Source organism: Mesorhizobium sp. STM 4661 (genome assembly GCF_000359125.1).
Classification (GTDB): domain Bacteria; phylum Pseudomonadota; class Alphaproteobacteria; order Rhizobiales; family Rhizobiaceae; genus Mesorhizobium.
Genome location: NZ_CAAF010000004.1, coordinates 106,072 through 130,915, shown reverse-complemented (window position 1 = coordinate 130,915; position 24,844 = coordinate 106,072). Strand labels below are relative to the sequence as shown.

The window sequence follows — 24,844 nt, the reverse complement described above, 5'->3', positions numbered from 1 at the left end:
TCCTTATGCCGCGCCTTCTTATGCTGCCTTGCGGTCACGCGCGGCAAGCCATGCGTCGGTCAGTTTCTCGAAGCGGGACGCCATGTCGGCCACCGCCTCGTCGTCGGACATCCTGCCGGCAAGCCATTGTTCGGCGGCATTGATGAAGATCGTGCGGCCGACAGCAAAGCCCCTGACGATGGGCGCCTTGGCGGTGGCGGCGAAGGCGGCCTCCAGCTCGTCCTGCGGCGCCTCCAGCCCGAGCAGCACGACGCCGCGGCACCATGGATCGTGCTTCAGGATCACCGCCTCGATCCTGGCCCAGGCGTTTGCCGACGCCTGCGGTTCGAGCTTCCACCAGTCGGGCTTGATGCCGAGCGCATAGAGTTCCTCCAGCGCCCGCGGGATCGTCGTGTCATCGAGCTTGCCATGCTTGCCGGCGATGATCTCGACGAGAAGTTCTCTACCCACTTTCCGCGCCGCCTCGAACAGGCCCCTGAGCTTTTGCTGCTGCTCTTCCTTCAGCGCCGCGGGATCGTCGGGATGATAGAAGCACAGGCATTTGATGCAATGATCGACCGGCCACTCGACCAGTTGCGAGCCGATGTCCTGCGAGAATTCGAAGCGCAGCGGCCGCGAGCCCGGCAGTTCGACCGGCCGGCCAAGCCAGGTAAAGGGGTGGCGGGCGAACTCGAACATGGCGTCGCGGCCATATTTCTCGTCGAGCAGCATGCCGTAGCCGGCACGGCCGGCAGCGACCCTTGCCGCCGCCTTGACCGTCAGCACCTTGAAGGCGGGGATGCGCGAAACATCGGCGCCGGCTTTCGCGGCGACGTCTTCGAGTTGCACACGGTGGTCGCAGGCCAGCGCCATCAGCGCGGGAATGTCGCGCCGGCGCGTGGTCGCCCAATGGATGTGGTTGATAGCCTCGTCCTTGCGCAAGGCCATATGCTTGCTGCCGTTCTTGAGGAAGAACCGCAGTTCCTCGAAGGTCGGGTATTCCGGCGCGCAAAGCAGCCGCGATACGGCGAAGGCGCCGCAGGCATTGGCCCAGGTCGCCGCAGTGGCGAAGCTTTCCCCACCGAGCCAGCCGCGCAGGAAGCCTGACATGAAGGCATCGCCGGCGCCGAGCACATTGTAGACCTCGATCGGGAAACCCTTGCCGACGACGCCGTCCTCGAGATCGTCGCTGATCGGCCCGTCATAGACGATGCAGCCCATGGCGCCGCGCTTCAGGACGATGGTGGCAGATGACAGCGAGCGGATGGTCTTCAGCGCGCTCAGGCAATCGTCTGCGCCCGACGCGATCATGATCTCCTCTTCGGTGCCGACGATGAGATCGCAGTGGGGCAGCACGGTCTTTAGCTGGGCCGAGACCCGGTCTGATTTGACGTAGCGCTCGAAGCCCTCGGCATGTCCGGCGAGCCCCCAGAGGTTGGGGCGGTAGTCGATGTCGAACACCACCTTGCCACCCCTGGCCTTCATGATGCGAATGGCCTTGCGCTGCGCGGCATCGCTGTTGGGGCGGGAGAAATGCGTGCCGGTGACGACAATGGCGCGCGCCGAGGCAATGAACGCCTCGTCGATATCGTCCTCCGAAAGCGCCATGTCGGCGCAGTCGGTGCGATAGAAGATCATCGGCGAGACGCCTTCCTCCTCGACCGACAACAGCACCAGTGCGGTCAGCCGGTCGGGATCGGTCTTGAGGCCGTCGACACAAACCCCTTCGCGCTTCAGCTGCTCGCGGATGAAGCGGCCCATCTGCTCGTCGCCGACGCGGGTGAGCAGCGCCGAGCGCAGGCCGAGCCTTGCCGTGCCGACCGAAATATTGGCCGGACAGCCGCCGACCGACTTGGCAAAGGAGGTGATGTCCTCCAGGCGCGAGCCGATCTGCTGGCCATAGAGGTCGACCGAGGCGCGGCCGATGGTGATAATGTCGAGCGGCGCATGTTTCGCGTTCACGGCTTCGCCCATTCGTACCTCCCGTCGGCCTTGTTGTCTCGGCAACACGTTGTTTTGGGCTACACGCGCGAGCGGCAGCGTGGCGCCAGCAATATGAAATAATAATTCCAATCCATAGTCAATATGGAACGAGCATTCCTTTGCTGAAAAGTGCCTATGCAAAGGCGCACGGGATGGATCTGCCTCCGGGCGTGCGCCCAGATTGCTATGCCCAACAGCAAGCCGATTCACCAGGGAAGCGGACCATCGTCGTTGAAGTAGCCGGCGTTCGGGCCATCGGCATCCAAGGTCGCCAAGCGTATGACGATCTCGGCCGCCTGCTGCACGGTGCGGTGGCCTTTATACCCGTTGAGATCGGTGGCGGTGTAGCCGGGCGCCGCGGCGTTGACCTTGATGCCTTGCGGTGCAAGCTCCCTGGCGAAGGCCACGGTGATGGCGTTCAGGGCCGTCTTGGAGCTGCCGTAACCCATCAAGTTGACCGAATGGTTCGGGGTGCCGGAATCGAGCGCGCGGCCGATGGATCCCGTCGAACTGCTCACCATGACGATGCGGGCACCCGGCGCTGCAATAAGCAGCGGCAGGAAGGCCTGTGTCACGCGGATCGGGCCGAAGACATTGACATCATAAGTGGCCTGGATGTCGGCCACACGCTGCTGGCTCGGCGGCGGGTCGTAATTGATGGCGACACCGGCATTGTTCACCAGCACGTCAAGGCAGGGGCTTTCCGCACTGACAACTCTAGCGGCAGCCGCCACGCTTTCGTCCTGTGTAACATCTAACTCAAGCCATTGAACGTCCAGGCCTTCGGCGCGCAGTGCTTGCGCCGCCGCGATGCCGCGTTCGGCGTGCCTGGCGCCGAGCCAGACCTTAAAACCCATCGTCGCCAGCCGCCTGGCGATTTCGCGGCCGATGCCCTTGTTGGCGCCGGTCACCACAGCGCTTTTCGATTTCGTCATATCGGTGTCTCCATGTTCCTTGTGGAGATCCACAAATGGCGCGACGCGGCGGGCGCCGCGCGCCGAAACCTCTCGCGCTCTTGCCTAATCCTCTCACACTATTGCGCGGCCCGCGCGGATGCGCGATGCTGGCGCAATGAGCGAGGCGCTACGGGAGTTGATCGATATCGCCGGCCGGCATGCGCGCGGACGACGAACACCAACGGCGATCCCCCGCGTTTCGATCGGCCGCAGCGAGGTCACCACGCCACCATTGCCGGGCGTGTGGGGGTCGGGGATCCTATTCGTGCTGCAGGGTGCGAAGACGGTTCTGATCGGCGACCGGGCGCTTCGTTACAATCCCGCCAGCTATTTCATCTATACTGTCGACACGCCCACCATCAGCCAGATAGTCGAAGCGAGCGCCGCGCGTCCCTACCTGGCCATCGGCTTCACCCTTGACCTGCAGGCTGTCGCCGCGCTCCTCGTCGAGCACGGGCCGGCCTTTCGCGGCGACGATTTCTCCACTTCTCCCGTCAATGACGAGCTGCTCGACGCGTTGCGTCGAATGATGCGGCTGCTTGACCGGCCGGCAGAGATTTCCGTGCTGGCGGCCATGCTCGAGCGCGAGATGCTGTTTCGGCTGCTGCAGGGCCCGCAAGGCGGGAAGCTTCGGCAGCTTGCGCGTGCCGATGGCCATCTGTCGCGGATAGGCAAGGCGATCACCTGGATCCTGACACATTGCCATCAGCCAATCCGGGTCGCGGATCTGGCCGAGATTGCCCATATGAGCAACGCTGCATTCTACCGCCACTTCAAGGCGGCGACGGCTATGAGCCCGATCCAATATCAAAAACAAATCCGGCTGCTGGAGGCCCGCCATCTGCTGGTTGCCCAACCAGGCAACGTGGCACAGGTCGCCTTCGCCGTCGGTTACGAGAGCGCTTCACAGTTCAGCCGGGAGTATGCCCGTCAGTTCGGGTCGCCACCCGCACGCGACGCAGAGCGGCTTGTGGCAGGAGGCGAAGCAGCCGTGGAGGTCATCTAGACTTTGGCTTGCGGCCGCTGTCGCGCCGCTTTTCGCCGACGGCAACGGTCAGCGCCATGGCCAGCGCCATCGTCGCCGACAGCGAGCGGAAGCCGCCGAAATCGGCCTCGGCGACCTCGAACCAGACCTTGGCGAATTGGGCAAGCGGCGAAAATGAACTGTCGGTGATGGCCACGATCGGCACGCCCTGATCCGAGATGGTGCGCGTCTCCTCGATGGTCGCCGGCGCATAGGGCGAAAAACTGATGGCGATGACGGCATCGGCAGGCGTGGCAAAGCCGATCATCTCGGCGTTCAGGCCGGCGGCCGATTCGATCAGCTGGTTGCGGATCTTGAGCTTGCCCAGCGCATAGGCGATGTAGGAGGCGACCGGATAGGAGCGACGCTTGGCCAGCACATAGATCGTCTCGGCTTTTGCCAAAAGGGTGATCGCCTCTTCGAAATGCGCTTCGTTCAGCGTGCGCGAAATGTCGCTGAGCGAGGTGCTGGCAGCGGCGACGAAACCGTCGAAAATCGCCCGGTGGCCGGCGCCTTCCTCGGCCTTGGCGCGGAGTGCCGCAAGTCTTTCGTCATAGGAGGAATTGCGCTCGCGCAGGCGCTCGCGAAACACCTGCTGCAGGCTGGTGAAGCCGTCGAAGCCAAGCTGTTGGGCAAAGCGGATCAGCGTCGAGGGCTGGACACCCGCTGAAGCGGCGATGCTGGCCGCGGTGCCGAAGGCAATGTCGTCAGGGTTGTCGAGCGCATAGGCGGCGATCTGGGCGATACGCTTGGGCAGGCTCTGGCGCCGCTCCAGGATCGTCGCGCGCAACGTTTGGAAATCGCGGGGCACCCGTTCGTCCATCGTCGCTCCGCCCAAGGCCATGTTGGTATTCCCTCTCCTGGCTCATCATAGCGGGCTTGTGCAAGAAGGCCATAAAAAATGAGTCACACGTTCCATTTGCTAAATAAATGGACTAATTCATCCACATCAGTTTTCCCTTTGCATCTGGAGATGACGGAAATGGTCGGAGTGGGCCTCATAGGCACGGGCTTCATGGGCAAGTGCCATGCCATCGCCTGGAACGCGGTTGGCACCGTCTTTCCCGACGTGGCCAAGCCGAGGCTGGTCCATCTCGGCGAGGTCAATGACGAGCTTGCCAAACGAAAGGCGGGCGAGTTCGGCTTCGCCAAGGGTTCCGGCGACTGGCGCGCCGTCGTCAACGACCCCGAGGTCGAAATCGTGTCGCTGACCACGCCGAACCAGTTCCATCCGGAAATGGCCATCGCCATACTCGAAGCCGGCAAGCATCTGTGGTGCGAAAAGCCGATGGCGCCTAGCTTCGCCGAAGCGCAAGCCATGGCGGCGGCAGCGAAAAAGTCCGGCAAGGTGGCAGCGCTCGGCTACAACTACATCCAGAACCCCGCCATCCGCCATATCGGCGCGCTGCTCGACGAGAAGATCATCGGCGAGGTCAACCTTCTGCGCATCGAGATGGACGAGGATTTCATGGCCGATCCGGAGGCGCTGTTCTTCTGGAAGCATGAGGCGGCGTCCGGCTACGGCGCGCTCGACGATTTCGCCGTGCATCCGCTGTCGCTGGTTTCGGTGCTGTTCGGCCGCGTCGCCCGCGTCATGTGCGACATGACCAAGCCCTATGCCGACCGCAAACTTGCCTCGGGCGGCCGCCGCGCGGTCGAAACCTACGACATCGCCAGCGTCTTGATGCATCTCGAAAATGGCGTCGCCTCCACGCTGTTGGTCAACCGCTCGGCCTGGGGTCGCAAGGGCCGCATCGCCATCCAGATCTTCGGCTCGAAGGGCTCGATCCTCTACGACCAGGAGCGGATGAACGAGTTCCAGCTCTATCTCACCGCCGACCGCCCGACCGAGCAGGGCTACCGCACCATCCTGGTGGCGCCGCACCACAAACCCTATGATGCCTTCGTGCCGGCGCCCGGCCACGGCCTCGGCTTCAACGACCTCAAGATGATCGAATGCCACGAATTGCTGACCAGGCTGGCCGGCAAGCCGGCGCGTATCATCGACTTCGACGAGGGCCTGGAGATCGAGCGCACCGTGCATGCGATGGCGCGCTCGTTCGAGGAAAAGCGCTGGGTGGATGTGCGGTAATCTTCCGTATCAGGCCGCTCCCGGACGGCTGGCGGCCATGGCGTTCCGCGCCGACCGACGCTGCTCGACGGCGTCGGCAAGGCCGTGCAGCACCGCCTCGGTGGTCGCCCAGTCGATGCAGCCATCGGTGATGCTCTGGCCATGGACGAGCGGCTTGCCGGGCACGACATCCTGGCGGCCGGCGACAAGGTTGCTCTCGATCATGACGCCGATGATGCGCTCGTCGCCTGTCGCGACCTGGCCCGCCACGTCGGCGGCCACCTTTGGCTGGTTCTCCGGCTTCTTCGAGCTGTTGGCGTGGCTGACATCGATCATCAGCCGCGACGCGACGCCGATCCGCCCGAGCTCCGCGCTGGCTGCCGCGATGCTCGCCGCGTCATAATTGGGCTGGATGCCGCCGCGCAGGATGACGTGGCAGTCTTCGTTGCCGGTGGTCGTCGCGATGGCGCTGCGTCCGCCCTTCGTCACCGCCATGAAATGATGCGGTTGGGCGGCCGATTTCACCGCCTCGGCGGCGATCCGCAAATTGCCGTCTGTGCCGTTCTTGAAGCCGACCGGGCAGGACAGTCCCGATGCGAGCTCGCGATGGATCTGGCTCTCGGTCGTGCGCGCGCCGATCGCACCCCAGGCGACGAGGTCGGCGATGTATTGCGGAGTGGCCATGTCGAGGAATTCGGTCGCCGCCGGAAGGCCGAGATTGTTGACGGCGGAGAGCACGTTGCGCGCCATCCGCAGTCCCTTGTCGATGTTGAAGCTGCCGTCGAGGTCGGGATCGTTGATCAGGCCCTTCCAGCCGACCGTCGTGCGCGGCTTCTCGAAGTAGACGCGCATCACGATCTCCAGCCGATCCGACAGGTTCTCGCGCAGCGCCGCCAGCCGGCTGGCATAGTCGACGGCTGCGACCGGGTCGTGGATCGAACAGGGGCCGACGATGACCACCAGCCGGTCATCTGTGCCGGTCAGCACGGCATGGATCGCGTTGCGTGATGCGGTAACGGTGCGCGTCGCCGTCAGCGTGCGCGGTATTTCCCGCATCACCTGGTCCGGCGTACTCAATTCCCTTATTTCCTTGACTCGAAGGTCGTCTGTGGTGGTCAACACGGCTTTCTGCTCCTGATTGGGAGACCTGCCGGCTGAAACAAAAAAGCCGCCAGGTCTGGCGGCTGTTCGGATTTTGATGCTGCAATCTTCAGATCGAGCGCAATCCTCCCGCCGCCAGCGAGCTAAAGTGGCTAAAGTACCAAAACGAGGCGGTCGGGTTGATCATGCGCGTCCTATAGCCGAAGCCGCGGCACTTGTCACGCGTCTGATTAGGCTACTCAGGCTCCGAATCCAGCGGTATGAGAGCAAACGCATCCCTCCTCGTCTCGGGTCGCTTGCGAGGCTCAACATGCAGTTCCGGGCGGTTCACGCAGTCCAGGGATCGAAGAGTTCAAATCCAAAGCCTTCGAAATCCTTCGTATTACGCGTTGCCAAGGTGAGCTCCTGCGCAATCGCCGTGGCTGCAATCAGGCCATCCATCGACGACAGACCGCGACCGCGGCGCTTCGCAAGGCCCATCAGGTCGCCCCAGGCCAAGGCAACCGGTTCGTCCACCGGAAGAACCCTCTGCTCGAAGCGTTGCGGCAGGTCCTGAGCGAGCCATTCGGCCAGTGCCTCGCGTTTCCGGCCCTCATCCATGAGGGCGACGCCGCGCCGGATCTCGGCGATCGACACGACGCTGATGAATGAGCGGTCCTCATCAAGCCCGTCCAGCCAGCCCAGAACGCGTGCGTCCGGCGCCGGCCTTGTCACCTCGGACAGGACATTCGTATCGAGCAGTAGCCTCACAGCGGCAGATCACGAGGTTCGTCGCGCTGACGCTCAAGGTTGAGATCGGCGCCGCGCATCGGCGACTCCATCAGGAACTCCGCAAGCGTACCCTTGCGCGCGGTCTTGCGCTGCCATTCCTCGGCCGAGACGACAACCACGCTTGGTTTGCCGTTTCTGGTGATCGTCTGCGGCGAAGACTGCGCGCGCTCGATAACCTCCGAGAGCCGGGCTTTTGCCCCGGCGACCGTCCAGTTGGTACCCTCTTTAGGCGCAGACTGCATCTCAGCCTCCAGGACCATTCTGACTATCTTGACTATATGGGAATGGCGAGGTGGCGGCAACAGGGAAGGAGAGGGCTTTCAGAGCCCTGGGTACTTTGGTCTGGAACCGTTCACGCCGGCGCTGATATTTTCGGGTCTTCTCGGCCGACGCATGGCCGAGCTGGTTCTGGACGAGAGGCTGCTCCGTTGATGCTACTCCGGCGACGATCCTGCGATGTTCTGGTCATAATCGACCAGCGACCCGGTCATGACGCCGGACTGCGGACTGACCATGTAGCTGATCAGCCGGGCAAGCTGGTCCGGCTTCACCAACTGGCCCATCGGCTGCGCGGCCTCGGCCTTTTCCAGCCAGTCGTCAGGCGCATCGTGCCATTTCTTCTGCACGATCGCCTCGCCCTCGGTGTCCATCCAGCCTGGCAGCACCGCATTGCAGCGAATGCGATTGCCGCGATAGGCATTGGCGACATTCTTGGTCAGCGTCATCAGCGCACCCTTGCTGGTCGAATAGGGCGTCAGGAACGACTGGCCGCAATGCGCCGACATCGACAGCACATTGACGATCGAGCCCGGCGCCTTGCGTCCGAGCAGATGCGCCACCACGCCCTGCATCAGGAAGAAGGGACCGCGCACATTGGTCGCGAAGATCGTGTCGAAAAGCTCTTCGCTCGTCTCCACCAGCGACCCGCGCGCCGAGGTGGCCGCCGCATTGACCAGCGCATTGACGGTGCCGAAATGAGCGATCGCCGTGTCGACGGCGCGCTTGCAGTCGGCCACTTTGGCGACGTCGGCACTGATGAAGATGGCGTCGACGCCACCTTTCTTCAGAGCGGCAACGGCCTTGTCCCCCTTCTCCTGCGAGCGGCCGACCAGCGCCAGCGCGCGGCAGCCCTCGTCGGCCAATGCCGCGGCGACGGCGAAGCCGATGCCTTGCGCGCCGCCGGTGACGATGGCGCGCGTCTCAAGATTGCGACCAGATGAATCGCTCATGGCTATGCTCCTTGTCCGATCTCGGTTCAGCCGGCCTTGTCGAGGCGCACTGTCTTGCCTGACGTGGCCGATTTCAGCGCGGCGTCAGCCAGCCGCAACGCGACGAGGCCGTCCGCGCCGCTCGGCGCGGCCTTCTTGCCCGATGTCGCCGCAGCGATGAAGGCAGCAATCTCGTTGGCGTAGGCGTCGAGATAGCGGGTCATGAAAAAGTCATGCAACGGCGGGCGGGTATAGCCCTTCTCATTGGCCAGTTCGATCGACACCGGCCGCTGATTCTCGGCGGCGATCATGCCTTTCGAGCCATGCACCTCGATGCGCTGGTCATAGCCATAGGTGGCGCGGCGCGAATTGGAGATGATGCACTGCTTGCCCGATACGGTCTCAAGGATGACGCTGACGCTGTCGAAATCGCCGGCCTCGCCAATCTTCTTGTCGACCAGCACCGAGGCATGGGCGCTGACCGCCACCGGCTCCTCGCCGAGCAGGAAGCGCGCCATGTCGAAGTCATGGATGGTCATGTCGCGGAAGATACCGCCCGAGCGGCTGATATAGTCGAGTGGCGGCGGGCCGGGATCGCGCGAGGTGATGGTCACCATCTCGACGGTGCCGATGGCGCCGTCGTCGATCGCCTTGCGCACGGCGGCGAAATGCGGGTCGAAGCGGCGGTTGAAGCCGACCATCAAGGTGGCCTTGGCCTTGTCGACCACGGCCAGGCATTTTTCGACGCGCTTCACATTGAGGTCGATCGGCTTCTCGCAGAAGATCGCCTTGCCTGCCTTGGCGAAGCGCTCGATCAGGTCGGCATGTGTGTCGGTCGGCGTGCAGATCACGACCGCGTCGATATCCCCGGCCTTCTCGATGGCTTCGATGCTGCGCACCTCGGCGCCATAGGCCGACGCAAGGTCGCTCGCCGCTTTCTCGAAGGCGTCAGCCACGGCAACCAATTTGGCTTGGGGATTGGAACCGACGGCGCGGGCATGGACCTTGCCGATACGACCGGCACCGAGAAGAGCGAAGCGAAGAGGCATGGGGATTTCCTTGAGGATGGTTTTAAGAAATGTATCCCGCCCAATCGGGGCGAGGCACAGGGTTTTATGATCGCGGCAGGTCGACGGACGCCGACGGTCCGCTGACCCGGCACCTGTCGCTACGCGGCAAGTTCCGCCTCCCCGGTCTTGGAGCCGGTTATGTAGGAGACGATGTCGTTTCCGTCGGTGTCCTGCTTGCGCAAATTGGCGACGATGCGGCCGCGCCGGAAGACGACTATGCGGTCGACCAGGTCGAACACCTGGCGCATGTTGTGGCTGATCAGGATCAGCGGTTCGCCATTGTCCTTCAGCGTGCGGATGATGTTTTCGACCTGCGCCGTCTCCTGCACGCCGAGTGCTGCCGTCGGCTCGTCCATGATGATCAGCTTGGACGCGAAGGTCGCGGTCCTGGCGATCGCCACGCACTGGCGCTGGCCGCCCGACATGTGGCGGATCGTATTGTTGAGGTTGGGAATCTTGACCGCGGTGCGGACCAGCGCCGCCTCGGTCGCCTTGCGCATGGCCTTGCGGTCGAGGATCGAGAACGGGCCGAGGTTGAACAACACCTTCTCGCGGCCGAGGAACAGGTTCGACGGCACGTCGAGATCGTCGGCGAGCGCCAGGTTCTGGAACACGGTCTCGATGCCGGCCTCGCGCGCCTCGATCGGGCCGGCGAAGTTCACTTCCTTGCCGTCGAACCAGACCTTCCCATCGGTGCGCTGCTCGACGCCGGTGATCTGGCGCACAAAGGTCGATTTGCCGGCGCCGTTGTCGCCCATGATGGCGACATGCTCGCCCTTGAGCAGCTCGAAATTCGCGCCTTCCAACGCATGCACGCCGCCATAGCGCTTGGTCAGGTTTTCGGTCTTCAGGACGATGTCCGACATGGTCAGGCTCCTATGGCTCGCCGGCGTTGACGCCATTGATCGAGAACGACCGCGCCGACGATGATCACGCCCTTGACCATCTCCTGGTAGTAGGCGTCGAGGCGCAGGAAGGTGAAGCCGGAGATGATGACGCCGAAGATCAGCGAGCCGATCACCGTGCCGATGATCGAGCCGCGGCCACCCGACAGCGAGACGCCGCCAATGACCGCCATGGCGATCGCATCGAGTTCGTACATCACGCCCATGCCGGCCTGGGCGGTGAGGTTCTTGGAGCTCAGCACCACGGCGGCGAGCGCGGCGAGGATGCCGGCAATGGAGTAGACGAGGATCTTGTGATTCTTGACGTTGATGCCGGACATGCGCGCGGCGTCCTCATTGGAGCCGATGGCGTAACAGTGCTTGCCGTATTTGGTGTAGCTCAGGATCAGCTGGAACAATATCGCCAGTGAGATGAAGATGATGACCGGCATCAGGCCCTTGCCGATGGCCGCGAAACTGTCGGTGGGAAACGAGATCGGCTGTCCCTTGGACCACCATTTGGCGATGCCGCGCGCGGTGACCATCATGCCGAGCGTGGCGATGAAGGGCGGAATGCGCGTGTAGGCGATCAACGAGCCGTTGACCAGGCCGGCCAGCAGGCCGCAGCCGATCGCGACGACCAGCGGCACGATGACAGGCAGGTCGGTCCAGCCCTGCGCCAGGAACATCGCCTTGGGGTTAGGGTTGCCGTTGACCGTCGCCACCTGGGCGAAACTCATGGCGATCATGGCCGTTGCGCCGACAATCGAACCCGAGGACAGATCGATGCCGCCGGTGATGATCACCTGCGTCACGCCGATGGCGATGATGCCGACGATCGACACCTGCAGGATGATGATCTGCAGGCGCGCCTCGTTGAAGATCGCATCGACATTGTCACGGGTGTTGAACAGGAAACTGTCACCAAGAAAGACCCGGCCGATCAGTTCGAAAGCGCCGACGAGGACGATGAGCGCCAGGAAAACGTTGAATTCGGCAGGCCAATCGCGCTTCTTCGCATCATAGCTGAGCCCGCCGACGCCATGAGATGTCTGTGCCAAGGTCTTGCTTCCTCCGACCGCATCGGCCCGAAAATCGCAATCGATTTTCGGAAAGCACGATGCGCAATCTCAAAGTTTTAGAGCGTAGTTTTGTGCGTCCAAATGGACACACGTCGCTCTAATCGCATTCATCCTTCCGCCCGCCGGGGCGGGAGGAAAGGAGGAGCGGCGCGGCTTCTTTGGTTTGATGCGCCGCCCCCTATCGAAGCGCTCAGTTCTTCTTCAGGAACTTGTCGATGTTCGCAGGCGTGACCAATTGGAACGGGATATAGACCTTGCGCTCGACCTTCTCGCCCTTGGAAAGCTTCAGCGCGGCGTCGAGAGCCCCGGCGCCCTGGCCGGCCGCATCCTGGAACACGGTCGCGTCGAGGTCGCCCGCCTGCATCGCCGCCAGCGCGTCCTGGGTGGCGTCGACGCCGCCGACGACGACCGACTTCATGTCGATATTGGCGGCCTTCATGGCCTGGATGGCGCCGATGGCGCTTTCGTCATTGTTGGCGATCACGCCGTCGAACGGCTTGCCGGTCGACAGCCAGTTGGTCATCAGGTTCTGGGCCTCGTCACGGTTCCAGTTCGACGTCTGCTTGTCGATGATCTTGATGAAGCTGCATTCCGGCGTGGCGATCACGTCGTCAATGTCCTTGGTGCGCATCACCGCGGCCTGGTTCGAAAGCTCGCCCATGATCACATAGACATTGGCTTCCTTCTTGCCGGCTTCCGTGAACAGGCGGCAGACTTCCTTGGTCTCGAGCGTTCCGGAATCGGCCTCGTTCGAGGCGACGAAAGCCTGGCTCTCCGGCAGCGTGTCGACATTGACCGGCTCGCGGTTGACATAGACCAGCGGAACCTTGGCCGCTGCGGCGGCATCCGACATCGCCTGGGTGGCCGAAGTGTCGACCGGATTGACGATGATCGCGTCGACGCCCGAGGCGACGAAGTTCTTGATCTGGTCAAGCTGCTTGGCGACGTCGTTCTGCGCGTCCTCGACCTGCAGCTCGACGCCGTCCATGCCCTTGGCCTGCTCGATCATGCCGTTGCGCAGCACGGTCAGAAAATTGTCGTCGAACTTTGCCATCGACACGCCAACCTTGGCGGCGAAGGCGGACGAACTCATCAGCGCCGAGATGGCGACGCCCAAAAGCAGTTTTTTCATTTTATTCTCCTCCACATGATTGGTGTCCGGCTGCACCGATCTACCCGGAATCCCCGCTCTCCCGGGGAATCTCTCCCGCTTGCTTCTCTGCTCCGGATGGCGTTTTTCGCGCTGGCTGGAACGCCAAGCCCTCTGTTTGAAACAGATGTTCCGGAACGAAAGAACCAAAATGCCTAGTCAGTGAAATATTTATTCCATTTCGCGCAAGGGCGTCAAGGAGATTCCGAAGCGGGATGCCGGATTTTTCAGAGGGTGCGGTTTTCGGACCGGCAGACCTATGCAAGAATCCATCAGGCTGATGGTTCACATCATTGCCGACGCGTCGCGGCGCCCAGTCTGAGCCTGGATGTCTATCTGAACCTAGATGTTTTCCGGCAGATAGATGTCGAAGGGCAGGAAGGTCTGACCCGGCGCATTGGCGGCGCCCGCCTCGATGGCATGCGCCATCAACCCGACAAGCTCGCGGCACAGCGCTGCCAGCGGCGTCGAAATCACCATGGTCAGGATGTTGTCCGCCAGGGCAGCGCGCGATTCGGCGTTGATTTCGTTGCAGACGACCACTGGCATGTTTACGGGCCTCGCTGCCCTGAGCGCCGAGACCGCGCCTTCCATGCCGCCGCCGGCGACGTAACAGCCTGCAAGATCCGGGTACCGCGCCAGAAGATCGATCATCGCATCATGGGTGACATGGTTGGCTTCGAGGTTGACCAGTGTTTCCAGCACGGTGAATTCCGGCGCGTGTTCACGGAAGAAGGAGCGAAAGCCGATCTCGCGCAGCTCATGGCCATGGAAGCGATGGCTGCCGACAAAAAGGGCGACCTTGCCGGGCTTCCTCGCCGCCCTGGCGATCATCCAGGCCGCGGTGCGACCGACCTTGCGGTTGTCGAGGCCGACATAACCTTCGCGGATGCCGGCGGCAAAGTCGGACAGCAGGGAGAAGACCGGTTGCCCCCTTGCCTTCAGCGCCTCCACGGCCGCTGTCAGCGTCGGATGGTCCGGGCCGACAAGGGCGACGGCCCTGGATTTCGCCGCCAGCTTGCGCATCTGGGCGGCGATCTCGTCGGGGGCCAGCGAACTGGCGAAGTCGATTGTTGCCACGCCGCGAAAGCGCTGCGATTGCGAGACCGCCAGTTCGAGCTCCCGCGCGAAATCGCTGTAGAAAACATCATTGCCCCTCAAGAGCAGAAAGCCGAGGCGATACTCCGGCAATTCCTGGCGCATGCGCTGCTTGATCAGCCCGGCGGCGTGGTAGCCGATGCCGGTGGCGGCCTCATAGACGCGGCGCGCGGTTTCCTCGCGCACCGGCAGGCGGTTGTTCAGCACCCGGTCGACGGTGGCGACGCTGACGCCGGAGGTGCGCGCCAGATCGGTGATGGTCGGCCGTCTTGCCATGGCTGTCTCTCCGCTTGCCAAAGCAATTTACATCATTCTGATGGGAAATGATAGAAACCATCTTTATGATATTGAGCCTATCATGGCTTGGCGTTATTTCTAGGCTGCGACGCTTGCGACCCCGGCGTGGTCATTGGCCGGGGCGGATCGCAGGGCGCTGGTGGAGGCATTCCCATGAACGCAACGTTGGACGCGGCACCGTCCCGGCGCGACTACAGCCTGATCGGCCGCGACGCCAAGCTCGCCGTCGACAACGGGCTGGCGGCGGCCGAGTGGTATCATACCGACATCCCGCGCAAGCAGATGAAGGAGCTCATGCAGCGCTCCGACGGGCCGGCGATCCGCGACACCATCATCTGGCTCGCCGCGCTGATCCTGAGCGGCGCCGGTGCTGCCTGGTTCTGGGGCACGTGGTGGTGCGTGCCGTTCTTCTTCGTCTATGGCGTGCTCTACGGCTCTTCGACCGACTCGCGCTGGCACGAATGCGGCCACGGCACCGCTTTCCGGACCCAGTGGATGAACGACGCGGTCTATCAGATCGCCTGCTTCATGATCATGCGCAACCCGGTGACCTGGCGCTGGAGCCATACCCGCCACCACACCGACACCATCATCGTCGGCCGCGACCCGGAGATCTCGGTCATGCGGCCGCCGGATCTCGTGCGCCTTGTCCTGGCCTTCGTCGGCATCCTCGATGCCTGGCATGCGATGAGCGACATGCTGCGCAACGCGGCCGGCATCATCAGCCCGGCGGAAAAGACCTTCATCCCCGAGCAGGAACAGCCCAGAGCGATTTTCGTCGCCCGCATCTGGACGGCGATCTATGCCGCGACCATCGCGCTGGCGCTCTATACGGGCTCGTTCCTGCCGCTGATGCTGGTCGGGCTGCCCAGGCTCTACGGCGCCTGGCACCATGTGATGGTCGGCCTGCTGCAGCATGGCGGCCTTGCCGACAATGTCACCGACCATCGCCTCAACAGCCGCACCGTATACATGAATCCAATCAGCCGGTTCATCTACTGGAACATGAACTACCATGTGGAGCATCACATGTTCCCTATGGTGCCCTATCACGCGCTGCCCCGGCTGCATGAGATGATCAAGCATGACCTGCCGGCGCCGACGCGATCGATCCTGGCCGGCTATCGCGAAATGATACCTGTCTTCCTGCGCCAGCTTCGCAACGAGGATTATTTCCTCAGGCGCGATCTGCCGCCGACGGCAAAACCCTATCGCGAGGAACTTCATAACGACAACGCTGCCGTCGCGGCTGCAGCCGAATGACACGCGCCCGCCAGACAAAACTGATCAGGCTGGCAAATTGACCGACAAAAAATTCTACCGGGAGGACCGATGAGCGACTGGGTCGAGGCTTGTGAGGCCGGAGACATCGACGAAGAGGACGTGATGCGGTTCGACCATGGCGGCCGCACCTTCGCCATCTATCGCAGTCCCGACGACGAATATTTCGCCACGGATGGTCTTTGCTCGCACGAGAAGGTGCATCTGGCCGACGGGCTGGTCATGGACGACATCATCGAGTGCCCCAAGCACAATGGCCGCTTCAATTACAAGACCGGCGCGGCCAGGGGTGCGCCGGTCTGCGTCAACCTCAGGACATACCCGGTCAAGGTCGATGCCGGCAAAATCCTCATTCAGGTCGGGTGATGGTCGTGCAGGCGGGAATGGTCATCATCGGCGCCGGCGAATGCGGCGGACGGGCGGCGCTCACGCTGCGTGATCTCAGCTTCGACGGACCGGTAACGCTGATCGGCGACGAGCCGCATCTGCCCTATGAGCGGCCGCCGCTGTCGAAGGAGGCGATGACCGGCGAGGCGCCCGCGATCAAGGCGATCGCCAGCGATGAGATGTTGGCCGAACGCTCGATCCGGCATATCCATTCGGTCCAGGCCGTCGCCATCGACCGCGCCGCGCGCAGCGTGCGCCTGTCGGACGGCTCGACCCTGCCCTACGACAAGCTGCTGCTGGCCACCGGCTCCCTGCCGCGCAGACTGCCAATGCCGGGCCTCGGGCCGCGTTGCGTCTATCTCAGGACCTTCAATGACGCGCTGGCCATTCGCGCCCATCTCGGCGCTGGAAAGCGCATCGCCATTGTCGGCGGCGGCTTCATCGGCCTCGAACTCGCCGCCGCGGCGCGCAAATTGGGCGCCTCAGTCACCGTCATCGAGGCGCAGCCGCGCATCCTGATGCGCGGCGTGCCGGCCGAGATCGCCGAGGTCATCCATCAGGCGCATGAGGCCGAAGGCGTGAACATCCTGTGCGGCGAAGGCATCGCGACAATCGCCGACGACGGCGGCGAGGTGCGCATCGCGCTCGTTGGCGGGCGCGTCATCGTCGCCGACCTCGCGGTGATCGGCATCGGCGCCGTGCCGGTGACAGCACTCGCAGCCGAAGCGGAGCTGGCGATCGATAACGGCATTGCTGTCGACGCCGAACTGCGCACCAGTGCCCCGGACATCTTTGCCGCCGGCGATTGCTGCTCGTTTCCGCTTGCTGTCTATGGCGGCCGGCGCGTGCGGCTGGAGGCCTGGCGCAACGCGCAGGAGCAGGGCGCGCTGGCGGCGAGGAACATGCTCGGCGCCGGCGAGGCCCACGCGGCGGTGCCGTGGTTCTGGTCGGATCAGTATGGCCTCACCTTGCAGATATCAGGGCTTTCGGATGAAGGCCGCTCCACCGTGCGGCGCGATCTCGACGACGGCGCCTTCATCCTGTTCCATCTGGCCGAGGACGGAAGGCTGGTCGCGGCAAGCGGCATCGGCCCGGGCAATGCGGTCGCCCGCGATATCAGGCTGGCCGAAATGCTGATCGCGAGGCGGGCAAAGCCGGCGCCTGAAGCGCTCGGTTCGCAAACGGTCAAGCTGAAGTCGCTGCTGGCGGCCTGAGCTGCAGGCGCGACGACCGACGAGATCTGGTGGACGGCGGTGATCCGACCATCAGTTATCTCCTTCGTCAAAAATAGCCTCGATGTCGCGGGCGCCATGCAAAATTCGCTCGATGCGTATGGTGGCGCCTTCAGCAGTGTAGAAAATCACATAGCGCTGGAAAGCAATGGAGCGCAGACCAGACCATAGGGCAGGACGGAGAGCGCCACCGCGTGGTGCGTCGGCAACGTGCTCTGAGGGCCGTTATGAAGCGCATCGCGGCTACAGGGTTTTCGGCGTGAATATAGTCGCCAATTTCCTCAATATCCTGCGCGGCAGCAGGCGCGAATATGACCGCCATTTATTTGCGGTTTTCGCCGCTATATTTGGCCTCCAACCTGTCAAAAATCTCGTCGGCCGGAACACCGGGGCCGCTCTCGACACCGGCCCGGATGTCCTCACGAAGCGCGGCAAGCTTGGCCTTCCGCTGCGCTTCACGTTCCTCGAGCAGGCGCAAGCTATCGCGCAGAACTTCGCTGGCGCTGGCATAGCGGCCGCTCCCGACCAGCTCGCGCACCAAGGTCTCGTAGCGAGAGCCAATGTTGTAACTTGATGGCATAGGCTGGACTCCTTCGAGTTATCGGATTTTATCAATTTATGATAAGTCGGCCAAGCCAAATCTGCAGGAATGGCCAAATCTGCAGCAATGGGTTGCCGCGCCCCCTGCCTGCCGGCGGGATTGGGTAATCAAGCGATGGGCGAGCCTGGGGAGCGCTCCTCCCGCACACGTCTAAAACAGCGCCTTCAATTCCGGCAGTTTGTCGTTCACCAGCCAGCCGTAGTAATTTTCCTCCGGCAGCTTCTCCGGTTCGCCAGCGGCGCGGCGCTTGCTGTTCTCGACCTTTAACGCATAGGCGCGCTGCTCGGGATTGCCGACATTGTAGAGCGTCGCTGTAATGCCGGGATTGCCCGATATGTCGAAGCCGGCAATGTCCTTATAGGCATCGATCGATTTCTTGATCGTCGCCGCGACATAGAGCAGAGTGAGATCCGGATCCATGATCGTCTTGTAGACCGCGTTCGGATCGCCGACGTCGAGCTTCGGCAAGCCGGAAACCTGATGCACGAGATCGCTCATCTGCAGCGCGGTCAGCGGGTTGAGCTGGCCGAGTCCGAAGGTCTGGCCGGCATAGTAAGGCTGGAAGAAGGTGGCGCCGAAACGGTCGTTGGGAAAGCTTGTCCCCCCGACGGTTTTTCCACGAAACGCGCGGTTCCACACTTGCTCGCGGCATTCCCACAGATCGTAACTGTCCGATTCGCCGGCGCATTTCTGGAATTGCGGCCGTTGCACGAAATCGGTGATGTCCTCGCCGTCATAGGCGAAGGCCAGCTTGCTTGAGAGATAGGAGATCGCCTTGACGTAATAGGTCTGCAGCCGGTCGTAGGCATCGACATTGTAGGTATGCTCGCCGACGATGGCGCCGACGATGTGCATTGGGTCGATGCCATAGGCCGCCGCCGCTTGGCGGATCTTGCCGCGAAGCCCGGCATCGTTCTGGAGCAGCGCATAGACCTTGCGGTACTTTGCCTGGAAGGTGGTGTTGGTGGCCTGGGTGCGCCGGCTGGAGGCGCCCGGTATGTCGGGCTGCTCGGCGTTGCGGTTTCCCGGCGGCACCAAAGTGGCCGCTTGCGCGCCGAACATGGCTGCCGCCAGCGTCAGTCCGAGAATGACGAGGATCAGTTTTTTCATGCGCCGCCGCCCTGTAACAGCGCATGACTCCGAACCAAAGGTCCGCTTCAGCGACTATCAGAATCGATTTTCGCTGGGGATCATGCGCCAAATCATGTGCTACAGCGTCCTTCGTTCGTCCAATCGACGCAGCGCCGTAGTCGCCGGGCAAACTAGGTAAAGCTGGAGGGGGAGTCGAGAGCCCCTTCGCCCTACAGGGCAAAAGCTGGCCAAATGCTTCCATTTGGCCACACATTAGAGCGACGTGCGTCCATTCGGACGCACAAAGTACGCTCTAAGACTTTGAATCTCGCCTGCGAGCCCGCCCGACGCATTCCTTTACAGGATGAATCGCGACAGATCTGTGTTTCTGGACAAGTCGCCGACATGCTTTTCCACATAGGCGGCGTCGATGGTGACGGCCGTGCCGTTGCGGTCCGGCGCGTCGTAGGAGATCTCGTCCAGCACCCGCTCCATCACCGTCTGCAGGCGTCTGGCGCCGATATTCTCGACGCTGGCGTTGAGATCGACGGCGATGCCTGCAAGCGAATCGATGGCGTCGTCGGTGAAGACGAGGTCGACCCCCTCGGTCTTCATCAGCGCGATATACTGCTTGATCAGGCTGGCCTCGGTCTCGGTCAGGATGCGGACGAAATCGTCCTTCTCCAGCGCCCTGAGCTCGACGCGGATCGGCAGGCGGCCCTGTAGCTCCGGCAAAAGGTCCGACGGCTTGGCGACATGGAACGCACCCGATGCGATGAACAGGATGTGGTCCGTCTTCACCGGTCCGTATTTGGTCGCCACCGTGGTGCCTTCGACCAGCGGCAAGAGGTCGCGCTGCACGCCTTCGCGCGACACGCCGGCGCCGATGCCGCCTTCGCGCGAGGCGATCTTGTCGATCTCGTCGAGGAAGACGATGCCGTCGTTTTCGGTCGATTCGAGCGCCCTGCGCACCACCTCGTCCTGGTCGAGCAGCTTGTCGGACTCGTCGCCGACCAGAAGCGCGTAGGACTCCTTCACCGTCGTCTTGCGCGTCTTGGTCTTCTTGCCGCCCATCGCCTTCGACAGCATGTCGTTGATGTTGAGCACGCCGATATTAGCGCCCGGCATGCCGGGAATCTCGAAGCCGGGCATGCCGCCAGTGCCGGTATCGGCCACCTCGATCTCGATCTCCTTGTCGTCGAGTTCGCCGTCGCGCAGCTTCTTGCGGAAATTGTCGCGGGTGGCCGGGCTCGCCGTCTTGCCGACAAGCGCTTCCAGCACCCGTTCCTCGGCATTGATGTGCGCGCGTGCCTTGACATCCTCGCGCATCTTTTCGCGCACCAGCCCGATGGCGATCTCGACCAGGTCGCGGATGATCTGCTCGACATCGCGGCCGACATAGCCGACCTCGGTGAACTTGGTCGCCTCGACCTTGACGAAAGGCGCCCCGGCAAGCCGCGCCAGGCGGCGCGAAATCTCGGTCTTGCCGACGCCGGTCGGGCCGATCATCAGGATGTTCTTCGGCATCACCTCTTCGCGCATCTGGCCTTCGAGCTGCTGGCGGCGCCAGCGGTTGCGCAAGGCGATGGCCACGGCGCGCTTGGCGTCCTTCTGGCCGATGATGAAGCGGTCAAGTTCCGAAACGATCTCGCGGGGGGAGAATGTTGTCATATCACTCAAATTCCACTTTGCCACTGCTTGATGACCTCGAACGGATGCAGCAGCATGATCACGTTGAGTGTCAGATTGTCCCGGATGATGTAGCCCGTGCCCAATTCGAAGATGAGGGCAAGGGCGACGATCACCCATATAGGAAGCTTTCGCGCCATCACAAATCCCACCACCATCGCCGCTGTGTCCGACACGGAATTGATGATGCTGTCACCATAGTAATCCAGCGAGATCGTGCCGGCGCGATAGCGCTCGATTATGAAAGGGCTGTTCTCCAGCAGTTCCCAGCCGCCCTCTATGGCCACCGCGAAAGCCAGCCGAAGTCCGATCGGCGAGCGTGGGAACAGAAACTTCGCCAGCGCATAGAACAGGAAGCCGTGGATGATGTGCGAGGGCGTGTACCAGTCGGAAATATGCTGGGAATTCTCCGAGCTCTGCACCACGCCATGCCACAGCTTGACATAGCCGCAGGTGCAGATTGGCGGATGGCCCATGCCGTAGAGGACACCGGCCTGGAAGATGACCAGGGCCAGCACGAGCAGAAGCCCCATTCGCCAACTGTCTTCATAGGCCGACAGGGTTTTGTCGGCGTCGGATGTGCCCATGCTGCTATTGCCCCTCTTCCACGTCGCCCGCTTCAGCATCAATCGCCATCAGCACGACGTCGCCATATTCCGATTGCCGCCGATCGATTGCCCGGAACCCGGCCTTTTCATAGGCGCGGATGGCCCGCGCATTGGCGGGGTCCGGGTCGATGATGACACGCGGCGCCCCCTCCTCGAAGAGCTGTTCGGCGAATTGCCGCACAATGGCCGAGCCGTGGCCGCGCCCGACGAGTTCCGGCCTGCCGATCGACAGGTCGATGCCGAGCGTGCCGAACGGCTGGTCGCTATAGGGATGGCCGTCCTCCAGATGCGGGTCGTAGCTCTGCAGATAGCCGATCGGCCTGCCGTCGAGTTCGATGATCAGCGGCTCGACGGAAATGCTATCGATATGCTCGCGGATCTCGGCGATCTCTTTTTCCGGATCATCCCACCACTCGGCGACATGCGGCTCGACCAGCCAGCCGGCGATCATCGGCAGGTCCTTTTCGGTCACCGGCCGAAAATCGTAGTGCAGGCTTGCCTCAGGCCGCATCGAGCGTTTCGATGACGAAATTGTTGTTGGTGTAGACGCAGATGTCGGACGCGATCTGCATCGCCTTGCGGGCGATCTCCTCTGCATCCTTGTCGGTGTCCATCAGCGCGCGCGCCGCCGCCAGTGCATAATTGCCGCCCGAACCGATGGCCATGACGCCGTGCTCGGGCTCGAGCACGTCGCCGGTGCCGGTCAGCGCCAGCGAGACCGACTTGTCGGCAACCAGCATCATCGCTTCCAGCCGGCGCAGATAGCGGTCGGTGCGCCAGTCCTTGGCGAGCTCGACGCAGGCGCGCGTCAACTGGTCCGGATATTGTTCGAGCTTGGCCTCCAGCCGCTCCAGAAGAGTGAAGGCATCGGCGGTTGCGCCGGCGAAACCGGCAATGACATTGCCGCCCTTGCCGATGCGGCGCACCTTTTTGGCGTTGCCCTTCATGATGGTCTGGCCGAGGCTCACCTGGCCGTCGCCGGCGATCACCACCTTGCCGCCCTTGCGCACCGTCACGATGGTCGTGGCGTGCATGGTCAGTTCATTAGACATTTCCTGCTCCGATGCGCGCGATCCCAAAAGGCGATTGGCGCGTTACGAGTGACTTCAATCGGCCATATGTATGCATGGGGTGAACGAATGCAAACCGGCCATCCGCAAGGCGCCATACCGCCCCGCATGGCAACTGGCAATCGCCGGATCATGCTGCTAGAAGGCTTTCGTTTTCAAGCAGGTGAGCTCCAAAGCGTGCAAACCTGGGACAAGGACAAGACCATGGCGCCCCGTTCCGCCGAGATAAGCCGCAAGACCAAGGAAACCGACATCTCCGTGACGGTCCATGTCGACGGCTCGGGCAAATCCGATATCGCGACGGGCGTCGGCTTCTTCGATCATATGCTCGACCAGTTGTCGCGCCATTCGCTGATCGACATGACGGTCAAGGCCAGGGGCGACCTGCACATCGACGATCACCACACGGTCGAGGACACCGGCATCGCGCTCGGCCAGGCGCTGGCCAAGGCGCTGGGCGAGCGGCGCGGCATCATGCGCTATGCCTCGATCGATCTCGCCATGGACGAGACGCTGACGCGGGCGGCGATCGACGTCTCCGGCCGTCCTTTCCTGGTCTGGAACGTTTCCTTCTCATCGCCGAAGATCGGCACATTCGACACCGAGCTGGTGCGCGAGTTCTTCCAGGCGCTGGCGCAGAATGCCGGCATCACGCTGCATGTAACCAACCACCATGGCGCCAACAATCACCACATTGCCGAGACCTGCTTCAAGGCGGTGGCCCGCGTATTGCGGGCAGCTCTTGAACCTGACCCGCGCCAGCCGGACGCGGTTCCTTCCACCAAGGGGTCTCTGAAGGGATAGGCTGATGGCCATCTATGTCGTGATGGAACCGCCGGGTAGCAGTGAAAAGGCCGATACGGCCTTTGTCCTGGACGGCTTTTCCTGGCTCGGCTTCCTGGTGCCGCCGCTGTGGCTGCTTTGGCATCGCTTGTGGATAGAAGCAGCCCTGGCCTTTGTCGCCATGGCGGCTCTTTCGATGCTCGGCGGAAAACTGGGGCTCGATTGGGCCGGATCGCTGTTGTCGTTGCTCGTATCGCTCTATGTCGGGCTGGAGGGGTCGGCCCTGCGGATCGCGGCGCTGCGCCGCCGTGGCTGGCATGAATGGGGCGTGGTCGAGGCCGACAGGCTCGACGACGCCGATACGCGCTATGCGCTGGAAGCCGATGCGCGGGCGGACGAACAGGCGCCTATGCCGCGCATCGTTCCGGATGCCGCCCTTGCCCGGCCGGCGCAGATGGGCATGACGCTGGGATTGACCCATATTCCGGGAAAGCCCTGACATGCGGGTTGCCATCATCGACTACGGGTCGGGCAATCTGCGCTCGGCCACCAAGGCCTTCGAGCGCGCCGCGCACGAAGCCGGTATCGCCGCGACCATCGACCTGACCGCGGATGCCGAGCGCGTCCGCACCGCCGACCGCATTGTGCTGCCAGGCGTCGGCGCCTATGCCGATTGCGCTGCCGGCTTGCGCGCCGTCGAGGGCATGTGGCAGGCGGTGGAAGAGGTCGCGATCGCCAAGGGACGGCCGTTTCTCGGCATCTGCGTCGGCATGCAATTGATGTCGGAAAATGGTCTGGAAAAGACGGTGACAAAAGGCTTCGGCTGGATCGCCGGCGACGTCAAGGAAATCACGCCCGCCGATCCGGCGCTCAAGATTCCGCAGATCGGCTGGAACACGATCGAGCTCAGGCGCAAGCATCCGCTGTTTTCCGGCATCGCGACCGGCAGCAAGGGATTGCACGCCTATTTCGTCCATTCCTACCATCTCGATGCGACGAAGCCGGACGAAGCGCTGGCCATCGCCGACTATGGCGGCCCGGTGACAGCCACCGTTGCCCGCGACAATCTTGTGGGCACGCAATTCCATCCCGAAAAGAGCCAGGCGCTTGGCCTGGCATTGATCGCCAATTTCCTGCGCTGGAGGCCTTGAGGAACCATGAGCAAGAAGGGCTATTGGGTGGTGATGCTTACGGTGACCGATCCGGAGGGCTACCAGCGCTACCGCGACGCCATTGGCGATGCCGTCTCGCGCTTCGGCGGCCGCCATCTCGTGCGCGGCGGACAGGTCACGAACCCCGAGGGATCGAACTTTGACAGGCATGTCGTGGTCGAGTTCGATTCTTATGAAACGGCACTGAGCTGTTATCGGTCTCCGGCCTACCAGACGGCGCTACGGAACCGCGTTGCGTCTTCGACCGGCCATTTCGCGATCGTCGAGGGCGCCTGA

General features: G+C 62.9%; 27 protein-coding genes and 1 pseudogene. 9 read left to right on the top strand and 19 right to left on the bottom strand.

Features of this window, described 5'->3' with window-relative positions; all coding sequences use genetic code 11:
* Positions 1–18: 18 nt before the first annotated feature.
* Together iolC and MESS4_RS01675 are read right to left on the bottom strand one after the other, a co-directional pair.
* The gene (gene iolC, locus MESS4_RS01680) at positions 19–1,953 is read right to left on the bottom strand and encodes a 5-dehydro-2-deoxygluconokinase (RefSeq protein ID WP_006325708.1); all 1,935 of its coding nucleotides are present in this window, start codon (positions 1,951–1,953) and stop codon (positions 19–21) included.
* A gap of 215 nt (positions 1,954–2,168) precedes the next feature.
* A complete protein-coding gene (locus MESS4_RS01675; RefSeq protein ID WP_006325707.1) occupies positions 2,169–2,897 on the bottom strand; it encodes an SDR family oxidoreductase in 729 nt (242 codons plus the stop codon).
* 136 nt (positions 2,898–3,033) lie between these two features.
* Between MESS4_RS01675 and MESS4_RS01670 the strand changes: the two genes are divergently transcribed.
* Positions 3,034–3,924 carry an AraC family transcriptional regulator gene (locus MESS4_RS01670; protein WP_036240457.1) on the top strand — a complete coding sequence of 297 codons (891 nt, stop codon included), beginning with the start codon at positions 3,034–3,036 and terminating at the stop codon, positions 3,922–3,924.
* On the opposite strand, the gene MESS4_RS01665 is transcribed toward MESS4_RS01670, so the two are convergent.
* Entirely contained in the window at positions 3,917–4,765 is an 849-nt protein-coding gene (locus MESS4_RS01665) for a MurR/RpiR family transcriptional regulator (protein ID WP_036240420.1), read from the bottom strand. The two genes, MESS4_RS01670 and MESS4_RS01665, sit on opposite strands and share 8 nt — an antisense overlap.
* Positions 4,766–4,924: 159 nt before the next feature.
* Between MESS4_RS01665 and MESS4_RS01660 the strand changes: the two genes are divergently transcribed.
* Complete coding sequence (locus tag MESS4_RS01660; protein WP_006325702.1) at positions 4,925–6,034, top strand: Gfo/Idh/MocA family oxidoreductase; 1,110 nt, start codon at positions 4,925–4,927, stop codon at positions 6,032–6,034.
* A 9-nt stretch (positions 6,035–6,043) separates the two neighbouring features.
* Here MESS4_RS01660 and MESS4_RS01655 read toward each other — a convergent pair whose 3' ends face one another.
* The 9 genes from MESS4_RS01655 to MESS4_RS01615 all read right to left on the bottom strand — a co-directional run bounded on the left by MESS4_RS01655 (position 6,044) and on the right by MESS4_RS01615 (position 14,653).
* Positions 6,044–7,135 (bottom strand): 3-deoxy-7-phosphoheptulonate synthase, encoded by a 1,092-nt coding sequence (locus MESS4_RS01655; protein WP_006325700.1) that lies wholly within the window; start codon positions 7,133–7,135, stop codon positions 6,044–6,046.
* 306 nt (positions 7,136–7,441) lie between these two features.
* Complete coding sequence (locus tag MESS4_RS01650; RefSeq protein ID WP_006325699.1) at positions 7,442–7,864, bottom strand: type II toxin-antitoxin system VapC family toxin; 423 nt, start codon at positions 7,862–7,864, stop codon at positions 7,442–7,444.
* Complete coding sequence (locus MESS4_RS01645) at positions 7,861–8,127, bottom strand: type II toxin-antitoxin system Phd/YefM family antitoxin (RefSeq protein WP_036240456.1); 267 nt, start codon at positions 8,125–8,127, stop codon at positions 7,861–7,863. Before MESS4_RS01645 ends, MESS4_RS01650 begins: the two co-directional genes overlap by 4 nt.
* Positions 8,128–8,319: 192 nt before the next feature.
* Complete coding sequence (locus MESS4_RS01640) at positions 8,320–9,114, bottom strand: oxidoreductase (RefSeq protein ID WP_006325696.1); 795 nt, start codon at positions 9,112–9,114, stop codon at positions 8,320–8,322.
* Positions 9,115–9,140: 26 nt separating this feature from the next.
* Complete coding sequence (iolG, locus tag MESS4_RS01635) at positions 9,141–10,142, bottom strand: inositol 2-dehydrogenase (RefSeq protein WP_006325695.1); 1,002 nt, start codon at positions 10,140–10,142, stop codon at positions 9,141–9,143.
* Between the two features lie 119 nt (positions 10,143–10,261).
* Positions 10,262–11,029, bottom strand: a complete 768-nt coding sequence (locus tag MESS4_RS01630) for an ATP-binding cassette domain-containing protein (RefSeq protein WP_006325694.1) — start codon at positions 11,027–11,029, stop codon at positions 10,262–10,264.
* 2 nt (positions 11,030–11,031) lie between these two features.
* Positions 11,032–12,108: an ABC transporter permease gene (locus MESS4_RS01625; protein WP_006325693.1), complete on the bottom strand. Its 1,077-nt coding sequence runs from the start codon at positions 12,106–12,108 to the stop codon at positions 11,032–11,034.
* 211 nt (positions 12,109–12,319) lie between these two features.
* Positions 12,320–13,261: a sugar ABC transporter substrate-binding protein gene (locus MESS4_RS01620; protein WP_006325692.1), complete on the bottom strand. Its 942-nt coding sequence runs from the start codon at positions 13,259–13,261 to the stop codon at positions 12,320–12,322.
* A gap of 360 nt (positions 13,262–13,621) precedes the next feature.
* Positions 13,622–14,653 carry a LacI family DNA-binding transcriptional regulator gene (locus tag MESS4_RS01615; protein ID WP_006325690.1) on the bottom strand — a complete coding sequence of 344 codons (1,032 nt, stop codon included), beginning with the start codon at positions 14,651–14,653 and terminating at the stop codon, positions 13,622–13,624.
* Positions 14,654–14,827: 174 nt separating this feature from the next.
* Between MESS4_RS01615 and MESS4_RS01610 the strand changes: the two genes are divergently transcribed.
* From MESS4_RS01610 to MESS4_RS01600, 3 genes are all read left to right on the top strand, one after another.
* Positions 14,828–15,937 carry a fatty acid desaturase family protein gene (locus MESS4_RS01610; protein WP_006325688.1) on the top strand — a complete coding sequence of 370 codons (1,110 nt, stop codon included), beginning with the start codon at positions 14,828–14,830 and terminating at the stop codon, positions 15,935–15,937.
* A gap of 69 nt (positions 15,938–16,006) precedes the next feature.
* Positions 16,007–16,321 (top strand): MocE family 2Fe-2S type ferredoxin, encoded by a 315-nt coding sequence (locus MESS4_RS01605; RefSeq protein WP_006325687.1) that lies wholly within the window; start codon positions 16,007–16,009, stop codon positions 16,319–16,321.
* Between the two features lie 17 nt (positions 16,322–16,338).
* A complete protein-coding gene (locus MESS4_RS01600) occupies positions 16,339–17,556 on the top strand; it encodes an FAD-dependent oxidoreductase (RefSeq protein ID WP_244441038.1) in 1,218 nt (405 codons plus the stop codon).
* A gap of 51 nt (positions 17,557–17,607) precedes the next feature.
* On the opposite strand, the pseudogene MESS4_RS31500 reads toward MESS4_RS01600, so the two are convergent.
* The 7 genes and pseudogenes from MESS4_RS31500 to hslV all read right to left on the bottom strand — a co-directional run bounded on the left by MESS4_RS31500 (position 17,608) and on the right by hslV (position 22,595).
* A pseudogene (locus MESS4_RS31500) lies at positions 17,608–17,896 on the bottom strand (type II toxin-antitoxin system RelE/ParE family toxin).
* Positions 17,897–18,154 (bottom strand): type II toxin-antitoxin system ParD family antitoxin, encoded by a 258-nt coding sequence (locus MESS4_RS01595; RefSeq protein WP_006325683.1) that lies wholly within the window; start codon positions 18,152–18,154, stop codon positions 17,897–17,899. It abuts the pseudogene before it with no gap.
* A 171-nt stretch (positions 18,155–18,325) separates the two neighbouring features.
* Positions 18,326–19,285, bottom strand: coding sequence for a DUF1402 family protein (locus tag MESS4_RS01590; protein WP_006325682.1), 960 nt, complete (start codon positions 19,283–19,285; stop codon positions 18,326–18,328).
* Positions 19,286–19,603: 318 nt separating this feature from the next.
* Positions 19,604–20,917 (bottom strand): ATP-dependent protease ATPase subunit HslU, encoded by a 1,314-nt coding sequence (gene hslU, locus MESS4_RS01585; RefSeq protein ID WP_036240419.1) that lies wholly within the window; start codon positions 20,915–20,917, stop codon positions 19,604–19,606.
* A gap of 5 nt (positions 20,918–20,922) precedes the next feature.
* A complete protein-coding gene (locus MESS4_RS01580) occupies positions 20,923–21,522 on the bottom strand; it encodes a DUF2585 domain-containing protein (protein WP_006325677.1) in 600 nt (199 codons plus the stop codon).
* 4 nt (positions 21,523–21,526) lie between these two features.
* Positions 21,527–22,054 (bottom strand): GNAT family N-acetyltransferase, encoded by a 528-nt coding sequence (locus MESS4_RS01575; RefSeq protein WP_006325676.1) that lies wholly within the window; start codon positions 22,052–22,054, stop codon positions 21,527–21,529.
* Complete coding sequence (hslV, locus tag MESS4_RS01570; RefSeq protein ID WP_006325675.1) at positions 22,044–22,595, bottom strand: ATP-dependent protease subunit HslV; 552 nt, start codon at positions 22,593–22,595, stop codon at positions 22,044–22,046. The genes MESS4_RS01575 and hslV overlap by 11 nt, the downstream gene beginning before the upstream one ends.
* 222 nt (positions 22,596–22,817) lie before the next feature.
* Between hslV and hisB the strand changes: the two genes are divergently transcribed.
* From hisB to MESS4_RS01550, 4 genes are read left to right on the top strand one after another with little or no spacing between them, the layout of a single operon-like run.
* A complete protein-coding gene (hisB, locus tag MESS4_RS01565) occupies positions 22,818–23,417 on the top strand; it encodes an imidazoleglycerol-phosphate dehydratase HisB (RefSeq protein ID WP_006325674.1) in 600 nt (199 codons plus the stop codon).
* A gap of 4 nt (positions 23,418–23,421) precedes the next feature.
* Complete coding sequence (locus tag MESS4_RS01560) at positions 23,422–23,895, top strand: DUF2628 domain-containing protein (RefSeq protein ID WP_006325673.1); 474 nt, start codon at positions 23,422–23,424, stop codon at positions 23,893–23,895.
* 1 nt (position 23,896) lies between these two features.
* Entirely contained in the window at positions 23,897–24,547 is a 651-nt protein-coding gene (hisH, locus tag MESS4_RS01555) for an imidazole glycerol phosphate synthase subunit HisH (protein WP_006325671.1), read from the top strand.
* 6 nt (positions 24,548–24,553) lie between these two features.
* Complete coding sequence (locus MESS4_RS01550) at positions 24,554–24,844, top strand: DUF1330 domain-containing protein (protein ID WP_006325667.1); 291 nt, start codon at positions 24,554–24,556, stop codon at positions 24,842–24,844.